The sequence below is a fragment of the Crossiella cryophila genome (assembly GCF_014204915.1).
Lineage (GTDB): Bacteria > Actinomycetota > Actinomycetes > Mycobacteriales > Pseudonocardiaceae > Crossiella > Crossiella cryophila.
The window spans coordinates 7,547,518-7,571,320 of sequence record NZ_JACHMH010000001.1 but is presented as its reverse complement, the minus strand read 5'-3'; the positions used below and the strand labels follow the sequence as shown (position 1 = coordinate 7,571,320).

Below are 23,803 nucleotides of genomic sequence, written 5' to 3'. Positions count from 1 at the left end.
TCGAACGGCGGCTTCGGCCGCGCGGGCGCCGGGTGAGGATCAGGGCGTGGACGAACGCGCGCTCGAAGCCCTCAAGTACCAGGGTGATCCGCCTGCCGACGCGGTCATCGCCGAGCTGGTGGCCACCGGCGAGATCAGCCGGGTGAACACCCTGCTCGCCGAGTTGCGCGCCAACGACGAGCCCATCCCGGAACACCTGCCGCCACTGGTGCGCGAGTTCCTCATCGCCACTGACAACCCGCCGCCGTGGACCGACCTCACCAGGGTGAGCCGCGCGCAGGAGTTCTTCCTCGACGACGGCATGCACGTGGCCTCGGTGCTCTCCTTCGGCGCCATGGTCAACTGCTACGCCCAGCCGCGCCCGTCCAAGGTGCTGACCCTGACCCATCGGCTCAACCAGCCGCACCGCAGGCTGTCCGAGACCGCGCAGTTCGTGCTGAGCATGATGGCGCCCAAGCCGTTCACCAGCGGCGGCTCGTTCGTGCCGGTGATCCAGAAGACCCGGCTGATCCACGCCGCGGTCCGCTACTTCATCGCCCGCTCGCCGGAATGGGACCACGAGCGCGACGGGGTGCCGATCTGCCAGCAGGACCTGCTCGGCGCACTGCTCATCTTCTCCGTGCAGGTGATCATCGGCATGCGCCGGATCGGCATCTCGGTGACCGAGCAGGAGGCCGAGGACTACTACCACGTGTGGCGGGTCGCCGGGCACCTGCTGGGCATCCGCACCGAGGCCATGCCGGAGACGCTGGCCGAGGCCGAACAGCTCAACGCCACCCTGGTCGAGGCGAGTTACGGGCCCTCCGCCGAGGGCGTCGAGCTGACCGCGTCGCTGATCGAGTTGTACCGGAAACTCATGCCGGGCAAGGCTTTTGACGGGGTGGTGCCCGCGATGGTCCGGCAGGTGGTGAACCCGGAGGTCGCGGACTGGCTGCGGGTGCCCAAGCAGCGCGGCTGGGGCCGGGTGGTCGGGTTCGGGGTGCGGGTGATGCGGCGGCTGGAACGGGCCGAGGACGAGAGCGAGGTGGCCCGGCGGGTGCTGGATCGCGCGGCCAGGTTGCTGCTGAGTGTGAACGTGCGGCAGCTGACCGACGGGCAGTCGACCTCGTTGACGATTCCGGCGGAGTTGCGGGAGAAGTGGGGCGCGGGGTCAGGCTGAGCGCTGCGGGCCGTCCACCTGTTCGGCCAGGCGCTGGAGGTAGCCGGCGAAGCGCTGCCGGTCCGCCTCCGGCCAGTCCTCGGTCAGCTCGCCGAAGGCCGCCCGCTGCCAGTCCAGCGCGCCGGTCAGCAGTTCCTGCCCGGACTCGGTGAGCCGCGGCACCGTCCTTCGTCTGTCCACTTCGGACTCGGCGCGGGCCAGGTAACCCGCGGCGGTGGCGTCCCGGACCAGGCGGCTGGCGCCGGAGTGGTCCAGGCCCAGCCGGTGCGCGACCTCGCCGACGCTCGGCTCCACCCCGCCGGTCACCGCACTGTGCACGGCTTCCAGGGTGTGCACGTGCTGGACCTGGCGCTGTTCGCCCGCGGCCAGCCCGGCCCAGCGCCGGGACCAGAACCGCACCAGCCGGAACAACGCCGGACCGCCGCCGTCGGAGCACGTCATGCCTGTCAACCTATCCTAGACATGTGCGAATCGCACCCTTGTTGTGTGCGATTCGCACGCATATGCTGCGGGACCATGACCATCACGCTGAACCACCTGATCATCCCGGTCGCCGACCGCTGGGCCGGATCCCGTTTCCTGGCCCGGCTCATCGGCGGCGAACCCGTCGCGGCCGGACCGTTCGCGGCGCTGCGGGTCAACGCCGGGCTGACCCTGGACTTCGCCGACGACCAGCCCGTGGCCGCCGGGCACTACGCCTTCCTGCTCGACGAGGCCCGGTTCGACGCCCTGCTCGCCGTGCTCGCCACCGACCGGTCGGTCGACTACGGCTCCGGGGTGGAGCACGGCTGGGACCGGCGGACCAACAGCCTCGGTGGTGGCCGCGGGGTCTACGTGCGCGACCCCGACGGCCACTCCTACGAGTTCTTCACCGCGGTGCCCTGACTCAGGACAGCCGCAGCTCCCGCCACACCGGCACGTTGCCGCCGGTCACGCACACCCAGGAGTGCACCGGATTCTCCGCCGAGATCGCGGTGTTCACCCACACATCGCCGGGCAGGAACCCGCCGCCGGTCGGCGCCGAAGTGCCTGAACCCTGTTGCTGCCAGCCACTCGCGGTCCGGGTGGCGGTGATCTCGGACTGGTCCACCCGGATCCGGGATCCGGTGCCGCCGGGGGCGTTGTTGGTGATCGGCACGCTGGCCCTGGGCACCGAGCCGTCGAAGGACCACTGGGTGTTCGCCCCGGCGATGTGCAGGTATTCGGTGACCTCGCTGGGGATGAAGGCCGGATCGATGGCGATCACGTTGCCGGAGACCAGGAAGCGGTGCCGCTCCGGGCCGGTGTGCTCGACCTGGAGGTAGCCGTTGATCCGGTTGCGGAAGTGCTGGGGCGCGGGGTTGGTGTGGAAGGTGTTGCCGGAGACCACGCAGTCGCCGAGCAGCTGCACCGAGATGCGCAGCACCTTGTTGTTGTAGGCGGGCTGGCGCCGCCCGGAGCCGGAGTGCGCGCAGTCGACGAAGGTGTTGTTGTCCACCTGGAGTCCGCGCCAGCGCCCGCCCTCGATGTAGAGCCCGGAGAACGCGCAGTCGTAGACGGTGTTGCCGGTGATCCGCACGTTGTCGTAGACCGCGTCCGCGGCGGTGGTGCCGAGGAAGGCGAAGGACAGCGCGCCTGCCCGCCGCTCCAGCTCGGTCAGGTACACGTAGTCCAGGACCACGTACTCCGTCGGGTAGCGGATGGTGTTGCCTGCCACCACCAGGTTGCGGAAACCGATGCTGGGCGGGGGCTTCTCGCCCTCACCGCCCTTCTTCACCGCGAACACGCCGATGCCACGCATGCCCTTGCCACTGGCCACCGCGCCGACGTACTTCTCCGGCCGCAGCGTGACGTGGTTGCCGGAGATGGTCATGTCCTCGAAACCGTTGGCGGTCTGGTGCGTGCCGTAGCGGTGCGACCAGATCAGGATGCCGTCCCGGCTGGTCTCGATCAGGTTGTCCTGGCAGAGATGCCGGTAGGTGGTGCCGCCGTGCCTGGCGTTGCCGGTGATGTTGATCCCGATCTGGAACTTCTCGATCAGGTTGCCCTGCACCACGGTGTTGGAGGCGTGCGTCTCGATCGCGGTGCGCGGCGCCTTCTCCCAGGACACGCCGTGGAACCTGTTGTGCAGCACGGTGAGCGAGGTGCAGGTGGCGTTGATGAAGGAGTGGTCGTCCTCGGCCACCCCGGTGCGGTGGCTCGCCTCGGTCCACAGGCAGTCGTGCACCGCGACACTGCCCGAGTCGGCCTGGCCGGGGAAGTACAGCGACACCCTGGCGTCGGCGCGGTGCACGGTCAGGTGCCGCACGGTGATCCGGCCGAACGTCGGCGTGTAGGCGTAACTGGAGATCGAACTGACCAGCACCGGGACCATCTTGCCGTTGGACTCGATCTCCACCGGCGGCTTGTTCTTCCCGCAGTTGTGGTCGATGGTGAAGTTGGTGAAGCACACCAGGTCCGGCACCACCGGGCCCTTGGCGAAACCCAGTACCGCGCCGTAGATGTAGGGCTTGTCCTCGGCTGGCGGGTCGGCGACCTTGAGCACCGAGGCCGGGCCCTCGCCGCGCACGATCAGGTTGCGGCAGGGCGGGATCGCCAGGATCGGCGCGGCATGCCAGACCCCTGGCTTGGGCGCGATCGAGTAAGTGCCTGCCGGGATGAGCAGCACGCTGTTGTCGGTCAGCTTGTCCAGTGCCAGCTGGATCAGTCTGGCGTTCTCCACCGGGTCACCGCCGCCGTCGCGGTCGACCCCGATGGCGCCCAGGTCGACCACGCGGGTCGGCACCGGATCGGCCGCCGGCGCGGCCGCGGCCACCCCGGCGCCGGTCAGCGCGGTCGCGGACAACGCGGCCAGGCCGGTTAGCGCGGCCCGCCTGGACGGCAACGACTGGTTCACGACAATCCCCCCTCGGGACAACACGTTCAGACAACGAGATGATGCCCGCGCGGCCGCGGATCCGGTCCGAATCTGATCCCGATGGGGCAGGTTTTGCCGACCTCGCTTGACCGGCGCGCAATCGGTGCTACTCCGGTTGCCGGGTGGGGCGCCGGAGCGCGCGCCCCACCCGGACCCGGCTAACGCAGCAGGTAGGCGTCGATGATCGTCTGGTCGACGGAGTTGCCCGCGTGGTCCGCGGCGGTGGCCCGCAGCGACACGGACTTGGCGTTGTCCGGGTGGTAGAGCAGGGCGCGGCCGCCGAGCACCGGCGCGGTCTTCCAGGTGCCGCCCTGGTCGTAGGAGACCTGGACGGTCTGTAGGCGTTGCCGGGAGGTGGTGCCCGCCTGGTTCTCCACCGAGACGGGCAGCGCGAACAGTCCCCTGGGGGCACTCCCGGCATCGTCCAGTGACGGGGTGAAGCGGACGGCGGAGACCGGGTGCTGGGTGACGCCGGGGGTGCGGTCGCCCTGGAAGGTCCAGCTGCCGCTGACCTTGGTGGCCTGGCTGTGGCCGGTGCGGGTGGCCTCGGTGGTCACCCGGTAGCTCGCCCGTCCGGCCGGGAGCACGAACCGGCCGACCCCGGCGTCCTCGGTCTGGCCGAGGAGTTGGCCGTCGCGGTACAGCTTGGTGGTGGCGGAGCTGGTGGCGGAGAAGCCCGCGTTGCCCGCGCCGTCGCTGAACAGCGGCAGGGCCACCACCATGAGGTCACCGCGTTGCTGCACCCACAGGTCGTCCCGGGTGTCCGGCAGCGCGGGGCCGAAAACGCCGCGGTACAAGGATTCCGGGTAGGTCCGGCCCGGAGTGTAGGACTTCACCGCACCGGTGAAGGACTGGTGGTTCTCACCGGGCAGGCTCAGCCGGCGGGACCAGTCGGCGTTGTCACCGCCGTAGAACTCGGTGTACACACCGGGTTTCACCGTGGTCAGCGCACCCCAGCCCCAGTCGGCGCGGGCGTTGTGCGGGGCGGAGGTCAGGCCGACGTAGGACTGGCCGGTGACCGGGCCGAGGTTCACCCGCACCGTGGCCAGATCGGCTGGTGTGACCACCTTGGACAGTCCGGTGTGGACACCGCCCTTGCGGTACCAGGCCAGGCCGTACAGCCCGGCCGGCGTGGTCCAGTTGGTGTGCAGTCCGCCGGTGACCTCGCCTGCCGGGGCGTCCGGGCCGACCTGGGCGAAGCCGACGTCGCGCACGTCACCACCGCGGGAGAAACTGCTGATGGTGTACCGGTGTGGCCCGGCGAGGCGCTCGAAACCGATCTGCAGCAAGGACAACCGCGGATCCGCCTCGGGCAGCTTGAGGTCGAGTGGTTTGGTGGTGCGGGCGTCGAGGTTGATCGTGGCCGGTCCGGTGATCCGCAGGTTCGGCGCGTTGAGCACGTCGTGCGCGTACGGCTCGCTGGTGCTCACCGAACCGGAGAGCAGGTACCGCCCGGCCGCCAGGCGCTGGACCAGCTTGCCATTGCTGAAGCTGCCGGGGAACACGGCCTCGCCGTTGTCCACGTTGACCAGGAAGGCGTTGGCGAAGCCCGGTGCGGCACCGGTGCGGTCCTGCGCGGCGATGGTCACGTCGTAGCTCTCGACCTCGAGGTCGATCTCGACCGCCGTGCGCACCGACATCCCACCGCCGGTGGCGAGCACCGCGCCACCGAACTTGCCGCCGTCGGGAGCCTTGCTCACCTCCGCTTTGACTGTGGCGGCAGCGGTTCCGCCCGCGGGCACGACGACCTGGGTGGGGGACACGCTGAACACGCCGCCGGTGGTGTCCATCTTCAGCTCGAGCGTCACCGGTGTGCTGCCGCTGTTGGCGTAGCCGATCTCCTTGGTGACCGCGGGTTTGCCGATGTGCGGCCACCGGTTGCCGCCAAGGCTCAGGCTGGTCGGCTTGCTGGTGACGGTCTGCCTGAGCACCTTCGCCGAGTCCACCCGGCCCGCGCCTTGCTCGAACGGGGTCAGCCCCGCGGTCGGCGCGCTCGCGCCGGTGAGCACTGCCTTCAGCTGGTCACCGGTCAGGCCAGGGTGTTGCTGGGCAAGCAAAGCAGCCGCACCGGCCACGTGCGGAGTCGCCATCGAGGTGCCGGACAGCCTGGTGTAACCATCGCCGACCGGCTCGCCGATCTTGCCGTCGGCGTGCCGGGCCGCCACGATGTCCACGCCGGGCGCGGTGAGGTCCGGCTTGATCATCCCGCCGCCCTTGCGCGGGCCGCGGGAGGAGAACTCGGCGATCTTGTTGTCGCGGTCCACCGCGCCGACGGTCAGCGCCGCGTCCGCGCTGCCCGGCGAGTGGATGGTGCCCGCGCGTGGTCCGGCGTTGCCCGCGGCGATCACGAACAGCGTGCCGTGCTTGGCGGACAACGTGTTCACCGCCTCTTCGAGCGGGTCGAGGTCGGGGGTGTCGAAGCCGCCGAGGCTCATGTTGACGATGTCCGCGCCCTGTTCCGCGGCCCACTGCATACCGGCGATGATCCCCGAGTCCGCGCCGGACCCGTTGTCCGCCAGCACTTTCACGTCCAGCAGCCGGGCGTCCGGGGCGACCCCGCGGTACTTGCCGCCGGACTTCGCGCCGGTGCCCGCGATGGTGGAGGCCACGTGGGTGCCGTGGCCGTAGTGGTCCAGCGCGTCGGGCGAGCCGGAGAAGTTCTTGCCGCCCACCTCGCGGTCGGCCAGGTCCGGGTGCGTGTTGTCCACCCCGGTGTCCAGCACCGCCACGGTCACGCCGGTGCCGGTGTACCCGGCCGCCCAGGCGGTGGGCGCGCCGATCTGCGCGACGCTGTGGTCGAGGGTGGCCTGACGCTGTCCGTCCAGCCAGATCTTGGCGATACCACTGGACTTCAGCGCCTGGCCGGTCAGGTCACGCCAGAACGCGGCGGGGTCGACCTTGACCGCGGTGGCGTTGATGCTGGGCAGGTCGAGCGCGCCCGCCACCCGCGCGAGGGGCCGGTCCGCGTTGGCGTACTTGACGATGAGCGGGAGCGTGCCGCGGTAGGCGCGCAGCTCGGCGAGGTCGAAGAGCCGCTGGTCGATGACCTTGTCGGCCAGTAACGGCATCGCGTCCGCTGGAATCACGTAGGTGCGGCCCTGGGACTGGTAGCTGGTGAAGGTCTGCCGCTCCCTGCCGGGCGCGGGGATCAGCTGACCAGCGCCGCCGTTGGCGCCGGGGACGACCTTGTCGCCGGTGATCAGGGTGACCGCGCCCGCGGGGTCCAACGGTCGCGGCGCGGCCTGGGCTGGCGCCGGAAGTCCGGAAAGCGCTATCAAAGCCGCGAGAACAATGCCACCACGCCGACGGCGCACAGGTACCTCCAGGTGGGCAGGGTTTGCCGGAACCTAGCGGCCGGTGTCGACGGCGGACAAGACCCGTGCGGAGGTCATCCGGTCCGCGCCGAACATGTTGCGCCATAAAGGTGAGAGCGCTATCACGGAGAGTGGTGATCCGGGTGGGTGGTCGGCAGGGTGCGTTCTCCGGGTTGACCGGGGGACATCACTGAGGTCAGGCGGATTCCGCCGGCGATACGTTCGCGTTGTGCGGAAAAACCAGGACTGTTGCCGAGGCTGGGCGCCGTGCTGGCGACAACCTCGCTGTTGCTCGCCGCCACCAGCGCGGTCGCCGCCGCCAGTGACCATCCCTGTGCCACCGCGACCGAGGTGTGCACCGGCACGGTCCTGGTCAACATGGGTGGCCCGGTCGAGGCGTTGCCCACGGCCGAGACCATCATCGCGGGGCTGGGACCGGTGCTCGACCAGCAGAACCTGCTCATGGTCGAACTCCGCGGCTTCGACCGGCACACCGCGTTGTCCTGCGAGGGAATCCGGGTCAACGAACCGGAGACCGTCGCGCCCTGTGCGGCGAAACTCGGCGCTCGCGCGCAGTTCTTCACCACGGACCAGGCCGTCCGGGATCACGACGCGGTCCGCGCCGCGCTCGGCGTGCCCAAGGTGACCCTGTTCGGCAACTCCTACGGCACCGTCTCACCGCGTGCCTGACCTATGTCTGCGATGACAGCCGGCTCCCGTTACACCGCGGCCGAGGCGCACGGACGGTTCGGCGCCCCGCACGAACTCTGCCCGCACTGGCCGACGCCCCGGCAGAGCCCGCCGGTCGCCGCCGACCACGGGGCCATCCCGGTCCTGGTGACCGGCGGCGGCCTGGACGTGAACACCCCGCCTGTCAACGGAAAGCTGGTGGCGGACCGGTTTCCTCGCGGCGGGTTCCTCAACGACTCCGCCCGCCCAGAGGGCCGGGGCTGTCGGTCGGCCACCTACCAGGCACTCGGCCGGTTCCCGTTGCCGGCCAAGGACATCCCGCCCGCGGTGACCGCCAGGCTGACCCCGCGGCAGCGCACGGTTCTGGCCGCGGCCGTAGCCACCGTACGCGATGCCACCGGGCAGCAGCACCCCCGCGAAGCTGACTGCTCTCCGCCGGGGTGAGCTGACTTTTCCCAGAGACGCCAAGGACATCACCCTCGACCAGGTCCGCTACGTCAACGACCTCGCGGTGTCCGGGGTTCTTGACGGCATCGCGTTCACGGCCAGGCTGCCCGGATTCTGACTCCCGGGTCAGTCGGTTTCCAGGGTCAGGCCGTAGCGGTTGAGCACCTCGCGGACCGGCTGGAAGAAGGTGGTGCCGCCCTGTCGGCAGTTGCCGGAGCCGCCGGAGAGCAATCCTTGGGCCTGCACCCGGCCGGATTCGGGGCGGCTGACGAAGGAGCCGCCGGAGTCACCGGGCTCGCCACAGGCGTCGGTCCTGGTCAGGCCGTGCACGATGTTGCCGTTGCCGTAGTTGACGGTCTGGTCGGTGGCCTGCACCCGGCCGCAGTGCCAGCCGGTGGTGGAACCCGAGCGGCAGACCCGGCCGTTGATCCCGACCACCGCGCTGCCCTCGACCCGCACGTCCGAGCCCTCGCTGTAGCGGTCCACCCTTGGCGTGATCCGCGCGTCGTTCTCGCGTACCCGGATGGTGCCGTAGTCGTTGCTGGGGAAGGAGGTCCGGCTCACCGTGCCGATGGTCCCGCCGGGGCCGCGTACCGTGCCGCCGCCCTCGGTGCAGTGCCCGGCGGTGAGCACGAAGTCGGCGTCGTCGTTGGAGGCGTTGAACCCCACCGAACAGCGGTGCCCGGCGAACAGGAGTGCTTGTCCGCCAATGACATCCCAGAGTAGCCGGGGTGCGGCGGCCACCCGGTCGACCCGGAGGCCGGGCACGCCGCTGCCCTGGATCCAGGCCAGTCCGGCGGGATCGTCGCCGACCAGGCTGACCGCCAACTGGTTGGCCGGGAGGTCGACGTGCCAGCCGGCGACCGAGGCGGGGGCGCTCGCCGCTCGACTGTCTAATGTGGACTGTAACTGGCGTAGTCGGGACTCGCTGTGCCGCACGGTCTTCGGGATCGCGCCCGCCGCGCGGACCTGGGTGGAGCGGCCTGCGGCGGTGATGCCGACGACGAGCTTGCCGGTGCCCAGGTCCAGCCAGGATCCGGCGAAGTCGCCGCCGAGTGCGGTGCGCAGTGCGGTCCGGGCGGATTCCAGGGCGACCGGTCCGGCGGATTCGGTCAGGGTGGTCGCGGCCGTCGCGGGCGGGGTGAATGCGGCGGCGAATAACGTCACGACTGTGAATGCGGACAGCGAAAGGCGGCGCACGAGAGCCTCCGGAGAATGCGTGCGGGAGAACGGATCTCTCGACGGTACGGCAGTCCGGGTAAGCGCTGGTAGCGGCTGTTTGAGTAGCTGACCTGCGGCGATGTTCGGGGAAAGTGGCGAATTCTTCGCTCGGACGGGTGATCCGTGCGGGCGGAGCGGTCGACATCGTGGCGGTGTTCGCGGATTTCCCTGGGTAGCGCGATCAAATTTGACGTGAATTAGGTGATCGGGCGTTTGACGCGGTTCAGGTCGGCGCTGGACTTGTCCACCAGGGCCCGCATGGCCGCCTCGGCCGCGGCCGGATCGCCGTCCCGGATCGCCTCGTAGACCGCGCGGTGACTCGGCACCGGATCGTCGGCCGGGTCCGCGCCGTGCACCAGGCGGTCCCTGGCGGCCAGGCCGATCGCGATCACCCGCTCGATCTGCACCAGGAAGTTGTTGTGCGTGGCCGACAACAGCGCCCGGTGGAACTCCAGGTCGGCGGCCACCATCTCCTCGGTGTCCGCGCCGGCCGCGGCCATCCGCTCCAGTGCGGCGGCCAGTGTCTCGACCTCGATCGGGTTGGCGCGGCCGGCGGCCATCCGGGCGGCGGCGGGTTCGACCACCGCGCGGACCTCGGTCAGCTCGTCGAACAGGTCGGCGGCCGCGGTGGTCGCGGTCTGCCAGCGCATCACGTCGGTGTCCAGCATGTTCCACGAACTGCGCGGCTGCACGAAGGTGCCGCGCTTCTGCCGCGCGTCGATCATCCCCTTGGCGGTGAGCACCTTCAGCGCCTCCCGCAGCGCGGTCAGGCTCACGTCCAGTTCCGCGCGCAACGCGGGCAGGTCCAGGGTCTCGCCCTCGGCCAGCTCACTGGACAGGATGCGGCTGGCCAGCACCTCGACGGTCTGGCCGTGCACGCCGCGAGGCCGGTGCGTGGTCATACCCGCAGCGTAACGAGCTGACGTCACGGACGGGCGATTGCTCGTAAATTACGAATTAATCTTGACAGTGGAAGCGTGGCTTGCGAGCCTGTGACCCCGGCCACCGTCCCCACAACGAGGTGCAGGCAATGATCGAGGTCAGTCGGCGGAACTTCCTGCTCGGAATGGGCGCCCTCGGCGGCGCCGCGGTGCTCGGCGGCTGCGCCACCTCGGCCTCCAGCGGCGCCGTGCAGCAGACCGCGGGTGCGGTGAGCATCCAGTCCAACCTGTCCGCGCCAGCGGCCAAGGCCGCGATCGAGGCCCTGGCCAAGGGCTTCGGCGAGCAGGGCGCGGCCAAGGCGGCGGTGAACACGGTCGCCTCGGAGACCTTCCGCACCCAGCTGCCCAGCTACCTCACCTCGGCCACCCCGCCGGACACCTACACCTGGTACCCCGGCTCGATCCTGGCCGGATACGCGCGCAAGGGCCTGTTGCTCGACGTGGGCGACGTGTGGCAGGGCATGGGGGACTACAGCCCGGCCTTCCGCACACTCAGCGGTGACGGCACCGGCAAGCTGGTCTTCGTGCCCACCACCTACTACTGGTGGGGCTTCTTCTACCGCAAGAGCAACTTCGCCAAATGGGGCGTGACGCCGCCGAGCACCTGGAGTGAGTTCCTCGCGCTGTGCGAGACCTTGCGCGGCAAGGGGATCGAGCCGATCGGACTGGGCGCCGGCGGCGGTACCCAGTGGACCTCCTCGGCCTGGTTCGACTACCTCAACATCCGGATCAACGGCGCCCCGTTCCACCGCGACCTGCTGGCGGGCAAGGGCCGTTTCGACGATCCCAAGGTGGCCAAGGTCCTGGAGACCTGGAAGACCGTGCTGCCGCACTTCGACCCGCGCGGCACCGCGATCCCGTTCCAGGACGCCACCACCTCGCTGCTGCAGGGCCGCACCGGGATGATGCTGATCGGCACCTTCTTCGCCGACGCCGCGCCCAAGGAAGCACTGGAAGACATCGACTTCTTCCAGTTCCCGATCCTGGACCCGGCCGTGCCGGTGGCCGAGGAAGCCCCCACCGACGGCTTCTTCGCCAGCTCCCGCACCCCGCACCTGGCCGCCACCAAGGAGTTCCTCAAGTACGCGGCCACCGCGCCCGCCCAGGAGCTGTACATCCGCAACTCCTCCGGCACCATCCTGCCCACCCATCCGTCCGCAAAGGACAGTGGCACCCCACTGGTGCTCAAGGGCCGCAAGATGTTGCAGGACGCCAAGGAGCTGACCCAGTTCTTCAACCGCGACTCCAGCGACGCCTTGCAGCCCACCGCGGACACCGCGCTGATCCGGTTCATCCAGCGCCCCAACGAGATCAGCTCCATCCTCACCGAGTGGCAGGCCGCCGCGCAGAAGGTGTGGAACTCCTGAGATGACCGCCCTCGCCGCACCGGCGCGCCGGCGCCGACACCGGCTGCCACCGATCCTGCTGCTGTTCGTGTTCGTGCCGTTCGCGGTCGAGGCGTTCTGGGTGTTCTGGCCCGCGCTGCAAGGGTTCTACCTGTCCCTGACCTCCTGGGACGGCGTCTCGCCACCGACCTGGGCCGGGTTCGACAACTACGCCGAACTGTTCTCCGACCCCACCTTCGGCACCGCCTTCGCCAACACCGCGATCTGGCTGGTGCTCTTCGGCGGGATCTCCGCGGCGGGCGGACTGGCCCTGGCCATGCTGCTGCAACGGGAACGCAAGGGCGTCGGCTTCTACCGCGCCGCCCTGTTCACCCCGGTGGTGTTCTCCCTGGTCGCCACCTCGCTGATCTGGCAGGGCCTGTACCAGCCGGACGGCCTGGTCAACTCCCTGCTGGACACCGTCGGCCTCGGCGACTGGCAGCGGTCCTGGCTGGCCGACCCGGACACCGCGCTCTACGCGCTGCTCGCCCCGGCGCTGTGGCGGCAGCTCGGGTACGTGATGGTGCTGTACCTGGCCGGACTCAAGGGGATCGACCCGGCACTGTACGAGGCGGCCAAGCTGGACGGGGCCAGTCCGTGGCAGCAGTTCCGCTACGTCACCTGGCCGCAGCTGCGCCCGGTCAACTCGGTGATCCTGTCCGTGATCGTGATCGACTCACTGCGTTCCTTCGACGTGGTGTGGTCGATGACCAAGGGCGGGCCCTACCACTCGTCGGAACTGCTCAGCACCTACATGTACAGCACCGCCTTCCAGACCCTGCGGCTCGGCTACGCCTCCGCGCTGGCTGTGGTGATCTTCCTGCTGGCCTTCGGCGTGATCGTCACCTACCTGGTCCGGGTGCTGCGCGAGGAGGAGTCGTGATCTCCAACCGGGTAAGAACATTCCTCTTCCACGCGGGCGCGGGCACGCTGTCCGTGCTGTGGCTGCTGCCGATCGCGCTGGTGCTGCTCACCAGCATCCGCACCTTCGACGACGTGGCGAGCAACGGCCTGGGCAGCCTGCCCGGCTCGTTCACCCTCGAACCCTTCGCGCAGGCCTGGGGCGAGGGCGGGGTGGGCGGCGCGATGCTGAACAGCCTGCTGGTCACCGTGCCGACCGTGCTGCTGTCCCTGGCGCTGAGCGCGGCGGCGGCCTTCGCGCTGAGCCGCTACGAGATCCCGTTCCGGCGCAGCATCCTCCTGGTGATGCTGGCCGGGAACCTGTTGCCGCCGCAAATCCTGTTGGTGCCGGTGGCCAAACTGACCGAGGTGCTGGGCATCTACGACACGCTGACCGCGCTGGTCATCGTGCAGGTCGGGTTCGGCCTGGGCTTCTACACCTTTGTGCTGCAAGGATTCCTGCGCGCGATCCCGAACGAGATCCAGCAGGCCGCGGTGATCGACGGGGCCGGGCCGATCCGGATCTTCTGGTCGGTCATCCTGCCGCTGGCCCGACCGGCGCTGGCCGCGTTGAGCGCACTGGCCTTCACCTGGGTGTTCAACGACCTGCTGTGGGCGATCACGGTGCTGCGCTCCGGCACGGTGATGCCGGTGACGCCCGCGCTGCTCGGCCTGCAGGGGCAGTACGTGTCGACCTGGAACGTGATCGCGGCCGGGTCGGTGCTGGCGGCCATCCCGACCGTGGCGGTGTTCCTGCGCTTCCAGAAGCACTTCATCTCCGGACTGGCGATCGGCGCGGTGAAATGACGACCTGGACACTCCGGCTGGCGACGACCTCCTACACGGTCGCGCTGGCTCCCGATGGACGCTGGGCGGAACTGCATTCCTGGGGTCCGCACGGCATCGAGGACGGCCCGTCGCCGTTGCGCAACAACGGTGAGGTGCACTTCATCACCGAGGCCGACGCCGCGCCGATCGAGTACGCGCCGCGCGGGCTGCGGGCCTTCGGCGGCGCGGACCTGGAGGTGGCGGGGGAGACCTGGTGGTCCCTGGTCGAGTCAGAGTCCACTTCGGACACCCTGCGGCTGACCTTCGCCGACGAACTGTCCGGGCTGTGGGCCGAGCTGTGCTACCAGGCGGTGCCCGGCCAGGACGTGCTGCTGCGCTGGGTCGAGTTCACCAACACCGGCCAGGCGGACCTCGAACTCACCCGCCTGGACTCGGCCGGAGTCTGCATCCCGACCGGATCCGCCGGCGCCCGGCTGACCTACCTGACCGGCCAGTGGTCCCAGGAGTTCCAGCGCCGCGAACTGATCCTGCCCGCCGGGCGCTTCGGCCTGCACAGCCGCTTCGGCGTACCCGGACACGCGGCCGTGCCCTGGCTCGCCGTGCAGGACGCCGCCGAACCCGACGGCCCGGCCTGGGGGATTTCCCTTGCCTGGTCCGGGTCCTGGCAACTGGAGGCGGAGATCGAACCGGCCGGGTGGACCCGGGTGCACGCCGGACGGCTCCCGCACCCCGGCCCGGTCCGACTCGCGCCCGGTCAACGGCTGTCGACCCCGGAACTCGCGCTGGCGTCCAGTGTGGACGGTCTGGACGGGCTCTCCAGGGTCTGGCACGCCTACGACCGCAGCCTGTCTCGGCCACGTACCCGCCAGGTGCTCTACAACTCTTGGGAGGCCACCGGATTCGACGTCGACGGGCCGGGTCAACTGGCGCTGGCCAAGGTCGCCGCCGACCTCGGGGCCGAGTTGTTCGTGGTGGACGACGGCTGGTTCACCGGCCGCCACGACGACACCGGCGGCCTCGGCGACTGGACCCCCGACGAATCCGCCTTCCCGGACGGATTCAGCGCGTTCGTCCACCAGATCCGGGCGCTGGGCCTGGACTTCGGGCTGTGGGTGGAACCGGAATCAGTCAGCCCCAAGTCGAAGCTCTACGCCGAACACCCGGACTGGGTCTACCGGATCGACGGCCGCCCGGCCACCCTGATCCGCAACCAGCTCCTGCTCGACCTCGGCCGCGAGGACGTCTACCAGTACCTCCGGGACACCCTCGGCAAGCTGCTCGACGAGTACCCGATCAGCTACCTCAAGTGGGACATGAACCGCCCGCCCACCGAACGCGGCGGCCCGGCCGCCGACCTGGACGCGGCGCACGTGGCCAACTACCACCGCCTGCTCGACCACCTGCGTACCACCTACCCGCACGTCACCATCGAGGCCTGCGCCGGGGGCGGCGCGCGCACCGACCTGGCCACCATCGCGCGCACCGATGTGCTCTGGCCCAGCGACAACACCGGGCCACTGGACAGACTGTCCATTCAGGACGGTTTCCTGCTCGCGCACGCCCCGCACCTGCTCAGCTCCTGGGTCACCGACGCTCCCGGAATATTCGACCCGCGCCCGCGCTCGCTCAGGTTCCGCTTCGTCACCGCCATGGCCGGAGTGCTCGGCATCGGCGCGGACCTCGGTAGGTGGACGGCCGGACAACGTGCCGAAGCCACCGAACTCATCGCGCGGTACAAGGAGATCCGCCAGCTCGTCCACACCGGCGTGGTGCACCGGCCGCGTGCCGACCGGGACACCGAGGCCGTGCAGTACACCGCCGGGGACACCGTGGTCGTACTGGCCTGGAACACCGGCCGCCTGGACGGCGCGCCCCTGGTGCCCGGCCGCTCCGCCCGCGTCCGCCTGCGTGGGCTCAACCCCGCAGCGTCCTATGTGGACAGAAACACCGGTGCCCGGTACTCGGGCGCGCACCTGCTGCACGCCGGGCTCCCCTTCGACTGGACCCCGGCCGACGACGCCGCCGTCACCGTGCTGGACACCCACCAACGACGAGAGGTGACCCTGCCATGAGAACCCTGTTACGGCGCGGCACGGCACTGGCCGCACTGGCCATGCTCGCCGCGACGCTGCCCGCCGCCGCGTCGACCGAGGAGGCCGCGCACGCCAGTGCCACGGTCGACCAGGGCGCGCCCGAGTACTACGACAGCGGCCTGGCCGACACCCCGTACATGGGCTGGAACACCTACTACGGCACCGGCGCGCCCACCGAGGCCAGCATCCGCGGGGTCGCCGACCACATGGCCGCCAGCGGCCTGCGCGAGGCCGGATACAAGATCATCTGGATTGACGGCGGCTGGACCGCGCCGCAGGCCCGCAACGCGGCAGGCGACCTGGTGATCGACCCGGTCAAGTTCCCCAACGGCTTCGACCAGCTGGTGGAAGACCTGCACCGCAAGGGCTTCAAGGCCGGGATCTACACCGACGCGGGCGCCTGGGACGGCAAGAACTGCGGTGTGGGCAGCGGCGGCTTCTACGAACGCGACACCAAGCAGTTCGCCCGCTGGAAGTTCGACGCGATCAAAATCGACTTCCTCTGCGGCATCAACCAGAACATGAAGCCCGCCAAGGCCTTCGCCGAGTTCTCCGCCGCGGTGCGCAAGGCAGGGCGGCCGATGCTGCTCAACCTGTGCAACCCGGTCACCGACGCCTGGAGCGTGCCACACGGCCCGGACCAGGTGGCAGGCATCTCCTACAGCTTCGGCCCCACCGTCGCCGACTCCTGGCGCTCCTCAACCGACGTCGCCTTCGGCACGCCGTATGAGGGGATCTGGCGGGACATGCTGCGCAACATGGACGACAACGCCGCGCACCCGGAGGCCGGCGGGCCCGGTCACTTCAACGACCCGGACTACCTGATTCCGATGCGCCGCACCGAGAAGGGCACCCTCGAACTCAACGAGGAGGAGTCCACCACCCAGTTCGTGATGTGGTCCCAGATGGCCTCGCCGCTGATCATCGGCTCCGACCCGCGCACCCTGCCCGAGTCGATGATCCGCACCCTGCGCAACCCGGAGATCCTCGCGGTCAACCAGGACCGCCGCGGCATCCAGGGCGTGCGGATCGGCAACAACGGCAGCACCGACATCTACAGCAAGGTGCTCTCCCGCGCCGGTGAGCGCTCGGTCGTCCTGCTCAACCGGGGAGACCAGCCCGCCGAGATCACGGTGAAGTTCGCCGACGCCGGACTCCAGGGCGAGGTCGCCGTCCGCGATCTGCGCGCCCGCGCCGACCGCGGCAAGGCCACCGGCTCCTACACCGCCACCGTGCCCGCGCACGGCACCGCCATGCTCAAACTGCGTGGCGCGGAACTGGCCCCCGGCGAATCCCTCGGCGGCGCGTCCTCGGCCAGCCCGGCCCTGGTCCGCTTCGACGACGCCACCGCGGTCGCCTTCCAGCGCAACGAACACGGTGTCCTGGAACAGCAGCTCCGCACCGGTGACAAGTGGTCCCAGCGCTGGACTCCGCTCGGCGGCCCCACCGGCGGCCGGATCCTCGGCCAGCCGGCCGCCCACGCCAGCGCGGGCAACCGGATCGACGTGTTCGTGCGCGGCCTGGACAACGCCGCCTACCGCCGCACCTCCCGCGCGGGGGTGTGGGGACCGTGGCAGCGCCTGGGCGGCAGCCTCACCGACTCGCCCAGCGTGGCCTTCACCGGCCCGGACAACTGGAGCCTGTTCGGCCGCGGCGAGGACGGCAGGATCTGGACCCGCACCGCCGACTCCGCCTGGAGCACCATCGGTTCCCCCGGTGACAAGCCCACCTACGGCCGCCCCGGCGCGGCCGTGGTCTCCGACGGCACCTTCGTCGCGGTGCGCACCGCCGAGGACGCGGTCTGGGTCCGCCAGCGCGACACCGCGGGCAACTGGGGCGCGTGGACCGGCCTGGGTGGCGTGATCAGCGGCAGTCCGACGCTACTGTCCACACAGGACAGGATCTACCTGTTCGCCAGGGCAGGCGACTACACGCTGTGGCAGGTCAACCGGACCGACGGCAACTGGGGCGGCTGGTTCAAGCGAACCGAGTTCGCCAGCAACACCGTCGTCGGCGCGGTCGGCGCCGCACCTGGCGCGAACGGCTCGGCCTGGCTGGTGCACCGCGGACCGGACAACCGCGTGTCCCAGTCCAGGCTCTGAAAGGGGAGTAACCATGTCGGGACGGTCGCGGTGCGCGGTGGTCACCGGAGCGGCGGCGGGCATCGGCGCCGCGACCGCCCGACGTCTGGCGGCAGCGGACTACCAGGTCATCGGCGTCGACCTGGTCGCGTCCACAATGGACAACGGCACCCACCCGCTGGTCGGCGACGTGGCCGCCGAGGACACCTGGCGACGGGTGCTGGAACTGGCCGACGACCTGGCCGGCGGGGTGGACGCGCTGGTGTGCAACGCCTTCACCGTCACCGTGCGGCCACTGCACGAGCAGAGCCGGACCGAGTGGACCCGGCAGCTGGAGGTCAACCTCACCGGCGCCTACCTGGCCGCGCACGCCTGCCTGCCCACGCTGATGCCACGCCGTGGCGCGATGGTGCTGGTGTCCTCGGTGCACGCGCACTTCGGCATCCCCGGCCACCCCGGCTACGCCGCCAGCAAGGGCGGTCTGGTGTCGCTGGCCCGGCAGCTCGCGGTGGAGTACGCGCCGGAGGTCCGGGTCAACGCGGTGCTGCCCGGCCCGGTGCTCACCGCGGCCTGGGACCGGGTCAGCCAGACCGACCGGGAACGCAGTGCCAGGGCCACCCCGGCCCGCAGGCTTGGGGATCCGGCCGAGGTGGCGGAGGTGGTCAACTTCCTGCTCTCCCCGGCGGCCAGCTTCGTCACCGGGGCCGAGCTGGTGGTCGACGGCGGCTGGTCAGCGGCCAAGGATTCGTCATGAGGGGGAACTGAGTGAAGATCACCGGGATCGAGACCTTCCTGGTCGCGCCGCGCTGGCTGTTCCTCAAGATCAGCACCGATGAGGGACTGGTCGGCTGGGGCGAGCCGGTGGTGGAGGGCAGGGCGGAGACCGTGCGCGCGGCCGTGCACGAGCTGTCCGAACTGGTGCTCGGCCAGGACCCGCTGCGCATCGAGGATCACTGGCAGGTGTTGCGGCGCAGTGGTTTCTACCGTGGCGGACCGGTGCTCTCCAGTGCGCTGTCCGGGTACGACCAGGCGCTGTGGGACATCGCGGGCAAGGCGCGGAACTGCCCGGTGCACGAGCTGCTCGGCGGGCCGGTGCGCGATCGGGTCCGGGTGTACTCCTGGGTCGGCGGCGACCGGCCGGACGGGATCTTCGAGGCGGTCACCCGGCAGGTCGAGGCCGGGTACACCGCGGTGAAGATGAACGTGGCCGGGCCGCTCACCGCGATCGACACCCCCGCCCAGGCCAACGCCGCCCTCGACCGCGCCCGCCAGGCACGGGAAGCCCTTGGCCCGCACGGGGATCTGGCCATCGACTTCCACGGCCGCACCAGTCCGGCGATGGCCCGGCGGCTGGTGCGGATGCTGGAGGAGGTGCAGCCGATGTTCGTCGAGGAGCCCGTTCTCCCCGAGCTGCAAGGCAACGCGCTGGCCTCGGTGGTGCAGGCCAGTACGGTGCCGGTGGCGGTGGGGGAGCGGCTGTACTCGCGCTGGGAGGTCAAACCCGCCCTCGATGCCGGAGTCGCGGTGCTGCAACCGGATCCCTCGCACGCCGGCGGCATCTCCGAGCTACGGCGGATCGGCGCGCTGGCCGAGATCTACGGCGCCAGCATCGCCCCGCACTGCCCGCTCGGCCCGATCGCGCTGGCCGCCAGCCTGCAGATCGCCTTCGCCACCCCCAACTTCCTCATCCAGGAACAAAGCCTGCGCCTGCACTACAACACCGGCGGCGAACTCCTGGACTACCTCCTGGACACCACCCCGTTCGACTTCGTGGACGGCCACGCCCGCCGCCCGCTCGGCCCCGGCCTGGGCATCGAGATCGACGAGACCGCGGTCCGCCGCGCCGCCGAGACCGGTCACAGCTGGCGCAACCCGGTGTGGCGGCACGAGGACGGAAGCCTGGCCGAATGGTGACCGACCCGATCTGGCTGGACAACGGCGTGCTGCGGCTGGGTTTCCTGCCCACGCTGGGTGGCCGCCTGCTGTCGCTGCGGCACGAAGGTGTCGAGGTGTTGTGGCGCAATCCGAGTCTGCTCGACGAGGAGCTGCGACCCGTTGGCGGACACCGGTTCGCGCCCAACTTCGGGGAGATGGGTGACTGGGTCAACTACGGTGGCGACAAGACCTGGCCCGCCCCGCAGGGCTGGTCCGGCGCGCACGAATGGCCCGGCCCACCCGACCCGGTGCTGGACTCCGGCCCGTACACCGCCGCCGTCGAGGGCCTGGCCGTCACCCTGACCAGCGGCGACGACCCGCACACCGGCCTGCGCCTGACCCGCCGGTTCACCCTGCACCGCACCGAACCCGGCTACCGCCTCGACCTCACCGCCACCAACACCGGCGACCACCCGGTCCGCTGGGCACTGTGGAACGTCACCCAGCTCCCCGCTGGCACCGTCCACATCGGACTTACTGGCCGCCAGGAACCACGGGTCCGTAACTTGATCACCACCACCCACCCGGTCGAGCACGAGATCCGCGGCGACCTGGTGGTGGTGCCCAGCCAGACCACCGTGGGCAAACTCGGCTTCCCCGGCAGCGCGGGCTGGGTGACCCACCACGGCCACCGCTCGCTCACCCAGCGGTTCACTGTGGACAGTGCCGCCGAGTACCCGGACGGCGGCTCGCCGCTGGAAGTCTGGCTGGAATCCCCGCTGCCCGAACCGATCGCCGCGCTGGGCAACCTCAACCCGCCGGATCAGATCGTGGAATGCGAGATCCTCGGCCCGCTCACCACCCTGGCTCCTGGCGCGTCCACCGGGTTGCGGATCGAGGTCAGCGTGGCGGATCCAGCCTGAAACACACCATCCCGGCCCGCTCGTCCCAGGACTCGACCTCGCGGAAACCCAGCCGCCGGTACAGCCCGATCGCGTCGGTCCGCCAGTCCCACACCGACAACCGCACCGCGCTCCCGGCCGCCCGCACCGCTGCCTCGGTGAGTTGCCGGGCCACGCCCTTGCCCCGCCAGTCCGGATCCACCCACAGCCGCTTCAGTTCGCCGTCCGCGGTCAGCACCACACAGCCGACCGGCTCGTCCACAGTGGACGCCAGCAGCACCAGGCTGTCGGCGAAGGAGCCCAGCGGATCCAGCACCTCCCGGCGGTAGCGCTCGGGCAACCCGCTCGGATCCGGCACCGGCGCGCCCTTCTCCGCCTCGGTGGCCAGGTGGTAGCCGGTGAGCAGCCGGACCAGCCACTCGACCCGGTCCGGCGGGCAGGGCGCGACGGTGATCATGCCGCCATCCCACCGCGCCGGGCCCGCGCTGGCAAGGGTTGTCCGATCGACCCGGTGGCCGCGCCGGATGTTGGCCGATCGCACAAGCGAGCCGTCCGGCCGGACTGATGTGGTGAACACGGGGGAGGTCCGAGAGAGAAGGATGGTTTCCCGTGTACAGAAGACTGATCGCCCCGGTGCTCGCCGTGGCGCTGATGGGTTCCGGCGGCGTCGCGCTCGCGCAACCGGACACCGGCAAGGTCCAGCAGGCCCTCCAGGCGGCCCTGGACGCGGGCGCGCCCGGCGGGCTCACCGTGGTCAACGACCGCCGCACCGGCAGGCAGAGCTACGTGGCAGGCAAAGCCGACATCGCCAGCGGTCGCACGCCGAGAGCCACCGACCGGTTCCGGATCGGCAGTGTCAGCAAGCCGTTCGTGGCCACCGCACTGCTGCAACTCGTCGGCGACGGCAAGCTGTCCCTGGACGACAAGGTCGCCAAGTGGCTGCCGGGGGCGGTCAAGAACGGCGAGAACATCACCCTGCGGCAGCTGCTGCAACACACCTCCGGACTGCCGGACTTCGTGCCGCACCTGGACTTCAGCCCCGGCGCCGTGCTCACCGAGTACACCCCGGATCAACTGCTCAAGCTGATCGCCGACGACCAGCCGACCTTCGCGCCCGGCCAGGGCTGGTCCTACTCCAACACCGGCTACCTGCTGGCCGGCATGGTGATCACCAAGGCCACCGGCCGGGACTGGCGGCAGGCGGTGACCGAGCGGATCCTGCGGCCACTGGGCCTGCGCGACACCGAACTGCCGCACCGCAAGACCACCATCAGCGGCCCGCACCTCAGCGGCTACACCGCCGACCCGGCGAACCCCCAGCGCCGGGTCGAGGTCACCAGGATCAGCCCGACCATGGCCGACTCGGCCGGCGAGATGATCTCCACCGCGGACGATCTCGGCAAGTTCTTCCGCGCCCTACTGAGCGGTCGGTTGCTGCCCGCGGCCCAGCTCAAGGAGATGACCACCGCGGTGCCGATGACCGGACGCCAGGGCGGCTACGGGCTCGGGCTGATGCGCACCGACCTCAGTTGCGGGATCTCGGTGTGGGGCCACGGCGGTTCCATCCCCGGCTTCAACAGCTGGGCGGCCAGTGACGCCACCGGCGGCAAGGTGATCGGGCTCAACATCAACCAGCAGCTGGCCAACCCCACGCCGTCGCTCCAGGGCGTGCTGACCGCCGCCTACTGCTGATGTGACCTGGTTCACAGCGCGTGTCCGATGAGTTCGTCGCCCGAAACCCGTCCATGCTGGTGAAGGCGTCGAACAAGGAGAAGGACCATGACCGGCACCACTGGCTACGCCCCGCTGTCCGACCTGGCCGTGTACTACGAGATCCACGGCACGGGGAGCCCGCTGGTCCTGCTGCACGGCGGGGCGCTCACCATCGACCTGTCCTTCGGGCCGCTGGTGGGCGCCCTCGCGCAGCGCCACCAGGTCATCGCGATCGAGCTGCAGGGGCACGGCCACACCGCTGACCGGGCGGAACCGGGCAGCATCGCCAGCTTCGCCGCCGACGTGATCGGCGTGCTGGACCACCTGGGTGTCGACCAGGCAGACCTGTTCGGTTACAGCCTCGGCGGCCTGGTCGCCGCCCAGGTCGGCCTGGACCATCCGGACCGGGTGGGCAAGCTCGCGCTGGCCGCCACCCACTTCCACCCGGACGGCTACAAGCCGGAGATCACCGACCCGGCACAGACCTCCGACCTGCTGCCCACCGCGGCCGACTTCGCCGACATGCTCGCCGCCTACCGATCGGTCGCCCCCGATCCGGACCACTTCGAGGCGTTCCTGAACAAGCTCCAGGTGGTGGTGCACGGCTGGACGGGCTGGACGCCGGAGCAGCTCGGCCGGATCACCGCCGAGTCGCTGCTGATCATCGGCGACAACGACTTCATCCGGCTGGACCACGCGGTCGAGTTCCACCGGCACCTGCCCAATGCGCACCTGGCGGTGCTGCCGCAGACCAAGCACATGGAGGTGGTGCGCCGGATCGACCTGGTGCTGCCGATGCTGACCCACTTCCTGGGCTGAGCTTCAACAGTCGTTCGGCATTGCCGTGCGACACCGCCATTTGGTCCACAGTGGACAGACTCGGGTGGCGGCGCACCAGCTCACCCGGCCGCCGGTCGCGCACCGGGGCCGGGTAGTTGGAGCCGACCACCACCCGGTGCGGGCCGAACAGGTCGAGCACCTGCCCGAACGCCCGGTCGCCGAGCACGAACGAGTCCACGTGCACCCGGTCCAGCCGGTGCCGCCACGGGAGGCCGGTGAGCCGGTCGCGGAGTGCGGGGCCGAGGTGGTCCTGGCCGGTCAGGGCGGCCACCAGGGGTGTGAGTGCGCCGCCGCCGTTGGTCAGGCAGAGCCGCAGGGAGGCAGGGAGCCGGTCGAGCAGGTCGCTGAGCAGAAGGTCGGCGGCGGTGAGGTTCAGCGCCCCGACCGGTCGGTCGGCGCCGGCCGGGTAGCGGCGCTCGAGTGCTTCGCCGAGCAGCATCCGGGATCGCACCAGCACGAACGCGTCCTGCTCCGCGCAGTGGGTCAGGAACTCGTGCAGGTGGCCGCGGTCGTGCTCGCCCTCGGCCGGGCGGTTGTCCAGGACCACGCCGAGCGCT

The 23,803-nt window shown here is 70.4% G+C and carries 20 protein-coding genes; 14 read left to right on the top strand and 6 right to left on the bottom strand.

Translation table 11 applies throughout. From position 1 onward, the window contains the following. Positions 1-46 precede the first annotated feature (46 nt). Positions 47-1,159 carry an oxygenase MpaB family protein gene (locus HNR67_RS32395; RefSeq protein ID WP_185006019.1) on the top strand — a complete coding sequence of 371 codons (1,113 nt, stop codon included), beginning with the start codon at positions 47-49 and terminating at the stop codon, positions 1,157-1,159. Here the strand turns inward: HNR67_RS32395 and HNR67_RS45180 are convergent. After that, positions 1,151-1,600 carry a MarR family winged helix-turn-helix transcriptional regulator gene (locus tag HNR67_RS45180; RefSeq protein WP_185006017.1) on the bottom strand — a complete coding sequence of 150 codons (450 nt, stop codon included), beginning with the start codon at positions 1,598-1,600 and terminating at the stop codon, positions 1,151-1,153. The genes HNR67_RS32395 and HNR67_RS45180 overlap by 9 nt on opposite strands. 75 nt (positions 1,601-1,675) lie before the next feature. Here HNR67_RS45180 and HNR67_RS32385 point away from each other — a divergent pair, with 75 nt between their 5' ends. After that, the gene (locus HNR67_RS32385) at positions 1,676-2,044 is read left to right on the top strand and encodes a VOC family protein (protein WP_185006015.1); all 369 of its coding nucleotides are present in this window, start codon (positions 1,676-1,678) and stop codon (positions 2,042-2,044) included. Between the two features lies 1 nt (position 2,045). On the opposite strand, the gene HNR67_RS32380 is transcribed toward HNR67_RS32385, so the two are convergent. Next, positions 2,046-4,034 (bottom strand): right-handed parallel beta-helix repeat-containing protein, encoded by a 1,989-nt coding sequence (locus HNR67_RS32380; protein ID WP_185006013.1) that lies wholly within the window; start codon positions 4,032-4,034, stop codon positions 2,046-2,048. A gap of 179 nt (positions 4,035-4,213) precedes the next feature. Further along, positions 4,214-7,333 (bottom strand): S8 family peptidase, encoded by a 3,120-nt coding sequence (locus HNR67_RS32375; protein ID WP_185006011.1) that lies wholly within the window; start codon positions 7,331-7,333, stop codon positions 4,214-4,216. Positions 7,334-7,636: 303 nt separating this feature from the next. On the opposite strand from HNR67_RS32375, the gene HNR67_RS32370 reads away from it, so the two are divergent. Together HNR67_RS32370 and HNR67_RS32365 are read left to right on the top strand one after the other, a co-directional pair. After that, complete coding sequence (locus HNR67_RS32370; protein ID WP_185006008.1) at positions 7,637-8,059, top strand: alpha/beta fold hydrolase; 423 nt, start codon at positions 7,637-7,639, stop codon at positions 8,057-8,059. 12 nt (positions 8,060-8,071) lie between these two features. After that, positions 8,072-8,503, top strand: a complete 432-nt coding sequence (locus HNR67_RS32365; RefSeq protein WP_185006006.1) for an alpha/beta hydrolase — start codon at positions 8,072-8,074, stop codon at positions 8,501-8,503. Between the two features lie 129 nt (positions 8,504-8,632). Here the strand turns inward: HNR67_RS32365 and HNR67_RS32360 are convergent, their stop codons facing one another. Together HNR67_RS32360 and HNR67_RS32355 are read right to left on the bottom strand one after the other, a co-directional pair. Continuing rightward, the gene (locus HNR67_RS32360; protein WP_312988501.1) at positions 8,633-9,673 is read right to left on the bottom strand and encodes a S1 family peptidase; all 1,041 of its coding nucleotides are present in this window, start codon (positions 9,671-9,673) and stop codon (positions 8,633-8,635) included. 251 nt (positions 9,674-9,924) lie between these two features. After that, the gene (locus HNR67_RS32355; RefSeq protein WP_185006001.1) at positions 9,925-10,629 is read right to left on the bottom strand and encodes a FadR/GntR family transcriptional regulator; all 705 of its coding nucleotides are present in this window, start codon (positions 10,627-10,629) and stop codon (positions 9,925-9,927) included. 128 nt (positions 10,630-10,757) lie between these two features. Here HNR67_RS32355 and HNR67_RS32350 point away from each other — a divergent pair, with 128 nt between their 5' ends. Genes HNR67_RS32350 through HNR67_RS32315 form a run of 8 tightly spaced genes read left to right on the top strand, consistent with a single transcriptional unit; the run spans position 10,758 to position 20,714 of the window. Next, on the top strand, positions 10,758-12,035 hold the full coding sequence (locus HNR67_RS32350; RefSeq protein WP_185005999.1) for an ABC transporter substrate-binding protein: 1,278 nt from the start codon (positions 10,758-10,760) through the stop codon (positions 12,033-12,035). Between the two features lies 1 nt (position 12,036). Continuing rightward, positions 12,037-12,936, top strand: a complete 900-nt coding sequence (locus HNR67_RS32345; protein WP_185005998.1) for a carbohydrate ABC transporter permease — start codon at positions 12,037-12,039, stop codon at positions 12,934-12,936. Further along, on the top strand, positions 12,933-13,760 hold the full coding sequence (locus HNR67_RS45175) for a carbohydrate ABC transporter permease (RefSeq protein WP_221490134.1): 828 nt from the start codon (positions 12,933-12,935) through the stop codon (positions 13,758-13,760). Before HNR67_RS32345 ends, HNR67_RS45175 begins: the two co-directional genes overlap by 4 nt. Beyond that, positions 13,757-15,814, top strand: a complete 2,058-nt coding sequence (locus tag HNR67_RS32335; protein ID WP_185005995.1) for an alpha-galactosidase — start codon at positions 13,757-13,759, stop codon at positions 15,812-15,814. Before HNR67_RS45175 ends, HNR67_RS32335 begins: the two co-directional genes overlap by 4 nt. Continuing rightward, positions 15,811-17,937, top strand: coding sequence for a glycoside hydrolase family 27 protein (locus HNR67_RS32330; protein ID WP_185005993.1), 2,127 nt, complete (start codon positions 15,811-15,813; stop codon positions 17,935-17,937). Before HNR67_RS32335 ends, HNR67_RS32330 begins: the two co-directional genes overlap by 4 nt. Positions 17,938-17,950: 13 nt before the next feature. Next, a complete protein-coding gene (locus HNR67_RS32325) occupies positions 17,951-18,670 on the top strand; it encodes an SDR family NAD(P)-dependent oxidoreductase (RefSeq protein WP_185005991.1) in 720 nt (239 codons plus the stop codon). An 11-nt stretch (positions 18,671-18,681) separates the two neighbouring features. Further along, on the top strand, positions 18,682-19,830 hold the full coding sequence (dgoD, locus tag HNR67_RS32320) for a galactonate dehydratase (RefSeq protein WP_185005989.1): 1,149 nt from the start codon (positions 18,682-18,684) through the stop codon (positions 19,828-19,830). Then, positions 19,824-20,714 (top strand): DUF4380 domain-containing protein, encoded by an 891-nt coding sequence (locus HNR67_RS32315; protein WP_185005987.1) that lies wholly within the window; start codon positions 19,824-19,826, stop codon positions 20,712-20,714. Before dgoD ends, HNR67_RS32315 begins: the two co-directional genes overlap by 7 nt. On the opposite strand, the gene HNR67_RS32310 is transcribed toward HNR67_RS32315, so the two are convergent. Then, entirely contained in the window at positions 20,692-21,150 is a 459-nt protein-coding gene (locus HNR67_RS32310; RefSeq protein WP_185005985.1) for a GNAT family N-acetyltransferase, read from the bottom strand. The two genes, HNR67_RS32315 and HNR67_RS32310, sit on opposite strands and share 23 nt — an antisense overlap. A gap of 152 nt (positions 21,151-21,302) precedes the next feature. Here HNR67_RS32310 and HNR67_RS32305 point away from each other — a divergent pair, with 152 nt between their 5' ends. Both HNR67_RS32305 and HNR67_RS45170 read left to right on the top strand, forming a co-directional pair. After that, the gene (locus HNR67_RS32305) at positions 21,303-22,385 is read left to right on the top strand and encodes a serine hydrolase domain-containing protein (protein ID WP_185005983.1); all 1,083 of its coding nucleotides are present in this window, start codon (positions 21,303-21,305) and stop codon (positions 22,383-22,385) included. 87 nt (positions 22,386-22,472) lie between these two features. Next, on the top strand, positions 22,473-23,225 hold the full coding sequence (locus HNR67_RS45170) for an alpha/beta fold hydrolase (protein WP_246492644.1): 753 nt from the start codon (positions 22,473-22,475) through the stop codon (positions 23,223-23,225). Positions 23,226-23,803 lie beyond the last annotated feature (578 nt).

Excerpts from the sequence above, each read along its gene's own strand:
- HNR67_RS45180 (WP_185006017.1), bottom strand. The coding sequence starts at position 1,600 with ATGACGTGCTCCGACGGCGGCGGTCCGGCGTTGTTCCGGCTGGTGCGG.
- HNR67_RS32315 (WP_185005987.1), top strand. The coding sequence starts at position 19,824 with ATGGTGACCGACCCGATCTGGCTGGACAACGGCGTGCTGCGGCTGGGT.
- HNR67_RS32330 (WP_185005993.1), top strand. The coding sequence starts at position 15,811 with ATGAGAACCCTGTTACGGCGCGGCACGGCACTGGCCGCACTGGCCATG.
- HNR67_RS45170 (WP_246492644.1), top strand. The coding sequence starts at position 22,473 with ATGACCGGCACCACTGGCTACGCCCCGCTGTCCGACCTGGCCGTGTAC.
- HNR67_RS32325 (WP_185005991.1), top strand. The coding sequence starts at position 17,951 with ATGTCGGGACGGTCGCGGTGCGCGGTGGTCACCGGAGCGGCGGCGGGC.
- HNR67_RS32345 (WP_185005998.1), top strand. The coding sequence starts at position 12,037 with ATGACCGCCCTCGCCGCACCGGCGCGCCGGCGCCGACACCGGCTGCCA.
- HNR67_RS32355 (WP_185006001.1), bottom strand. The coding sequence starts at position 10,629 with ATGACCACGCACCGGCCTCGCGGCGTGCACGGCCAGACCGTCGAGGTG.
- HNR67_RS32350 (WP_185005999.1), top strand. The coding sequence starts at position 10,758 with ATGATCGAGGTCAGTCGGCGGAACTTCCTGCTCGGAATGGGCGCCCTC.
- HNR67_RS32365 (WP_185006006.1), top strand. The coding sequence starts at position 8,072 with ATGACAGCCGGCTCCCGTTACACCGCGGCCGAGGCGCACGGACGGTTC.
- HNR67_RS32385 (WP_185006015.1), top strand. The coding sequence starts at position 1,676 with ATGACCATCACGCTGAACCACCTGATCATCCCGGTCGCCGACCGCTGG.
- HNR67_RS32310 (WP_185005985.1), bottom strand. The coding sequence starts at position 21,150 with ATGATCACCGTCGCGCCCTGCCCGCCGGACCGGGTCGAGTGGCTGGTC.
- HNR67_RS32335 (WP_185005995.1), top strand. The coding sequence starts at position 13,757 with ATGACGACCTGGACACTCCGGCTGGCGACGACCTCCTACACGGTCGCG.